Source organism: Actinosynnema sp. NPDC059797 (assembly GCF_042732085.1).
Taxonomy (GTDB): Bacteria; Actinomycetota; Actinomycetes; order Mycobacteriales; family Pseudonocardiaceae; genus Actinosynnema.
Map to the genome: position 1 here is coordinate 1 of NZ_JBHWIE010000672.1, position 2054 is coordinate 2054.

General features: G+C 70.1%; 1 protein-coding gene. It reads right to left on the reverse strand.

The features are described 5' to 3' along the window. A partial coding sequence (locus tag ACFV4N_RS43185; protein WP_499678497.1) for an FAD-dependent oxidoreductase occupies window positions 1-1458 on the reverse strand: 1458 nt, incomplete at its 3' end. Between the last annotated feature and the right edge of the window lie 596 nt (window positions 1459-2054).

Here is a 2054-nt window from a genome sequence, read left to right on the forward strand (position 1 = left end):
GGCGGGTCGCGCCCAGCGCAGGCCGTCCGCCGAGGGCACCAGGCCCCCCTGGAACAACGGGACCTGCGGACCGCCGTCCTCCCCGAGCTCGGCCAGCGCCTGCAACTGGGCGCCTTCCTGGAGGGACGCGCTCACGACTTTGGCGCGCAGCAGCGGGTTGGCGTCCTCGCCGCCGTCGACCGCGGCGGCGACCGCCTCGGCCAGGCCGCCGGCCGGGGCGCGGACCCCGCTGTCGCCGGAGGCGATCCCCCCGACCAGCTCGACGAACGCCTCGCCCTCGGACGCCTGGGCCCCCGTGATCCGCTTGGCGTTCCAGAAGTAGGAGTCGCGCTCCTGGTGCAGGTCGTAGAAGGCGACCAGGAACTCGTGGAACAGCCCGAACTCGCGGCGGTAGCGGGCCTCGAACTCGCCGAACGCGAGGTCCTCGGGCAGCTCGTCCGCGAGCACGCTGTTGAGGGACCGGGCGGCGAGCAGACCGCTGTAGGTCGCGAGGTGGACGCCGGAGGAGAACACCGGGTCGATGAAGCACGCCGCGTCGCCGACCAGTGCCATGCCCGGTCGCCAGAACGCCTCCTTGTCGTAGGAGTAGTCCTTGCGCACGCGGATCCGGTCGTAAGGCGCTTCGGTGGCGCGCGGCGTCCCGGCGAGCATCTCCGCGACGGACGGGCAGCGGTCGATGGCCGCCAGCCAGCCGCGCTCCGGGTCGGCCTGGACGTCGCCCGCGCGGTCCGCGGCGAGCACGACGCCGACGCTGGTCAGGTCGTCCCGCAGCGGGATGTACCAGATCCAGCCCTCGTCGAAGGCGACGGAGAAGATGTTGCCGCTGTTGGGATCGGGCAGCCGGCGCCCACCGGCGAAGTAGCCGAACACGGCGATGTTGCGGAAGTACGGCGAGTACTGCCGCGGACCGCCGACCTCGCGGTGCAGCCTGCTCGTGTTGCCGGAAGCGTCGATCGTGCACCGCGCGCGCACCACGACGTCGGCGCCGTTCGGGTCGGTGTACTCGACACCCGCCACCCGGTCGCCCTCGGTCAGCACGCGGCGGACGGCGCACCCCTCGCGGACCTCGACGCCTTCCGCCGCGGCGTTGCGCAGCAGGATCTCGTCGAACCGCGCGCGCTCGACCTGGTAGGCGTAGGACGTGGGGCCCGCCATGCGCGGGGAGAGGGCGAACGAGAAGTCCCACGGTTCGGGTGAAGCGCCCCACTTGAACGTGCCGCCGCGCTTGCGCGGGAAACCCGCCTTCGCCAGCTCGTCGGCGACGCCGAGGATGCGGCAGACACCGTGCACCGTGGCGGGCAGCAGGGACTCCCCGATCTGGTACCGGGGGTGGTGGTCCCGTTCCAGCAGCAGCACCCGGTGGCCTTGCCTCGCGACCAGCGCGGCAGTCGTCGACCCGCTGGGCCCGCCGCCCACGACGACGACGTCGAAATTCTCTTCCCGATCTTCGCCAGTCATGCTCCCTCAATTCCCGGTGTCCGCAATCATGGGTATTCGCCACATCGTCGCCTTGCCCCACGAGCGGGCCGAAGAGGGTCGACAATCACCGACCAGTGAAATGTTAATCGCCCCCACGAGCCGGCCCCCAGACCGATACGAACCACGACCTGGCCTCCATTGACCGGGCCCATCTTGCAAGAGCTTCCGCGAAGGTGTCAAGAACCCGAAGTATCGACCGTATGGCGTATCCGGGGTGGTTCGATCGGCACCTCGCCCGCGAAGTCCCCCAGGGACGCCCAACGCCCCCGGCAAGCACGGTAGGCAGGAAAATACCGTTCACCGATCGAATTCCCCTCGCACCGGCCGAAGCGCCCCTCGAATCGACTCCGACCGCTCCCAGCCGCTTCTCGCCCCAGGGCGTCAATAAGGAGAAGCAGGTCACCCACCCGGAGAAAAGAATAGGAAAAAGCATTGACCACCAATGCATCGCGTCGCGCTCCGGGCACCCGGGACGGCACCGCGGTGGCGGGCACACCGGGAGGTCGGGAGGGATTCCGGTGAAGGCGCGCGCGATGCGAGCACAAGGGCCACGACACCCGGACATCGATTGTCGC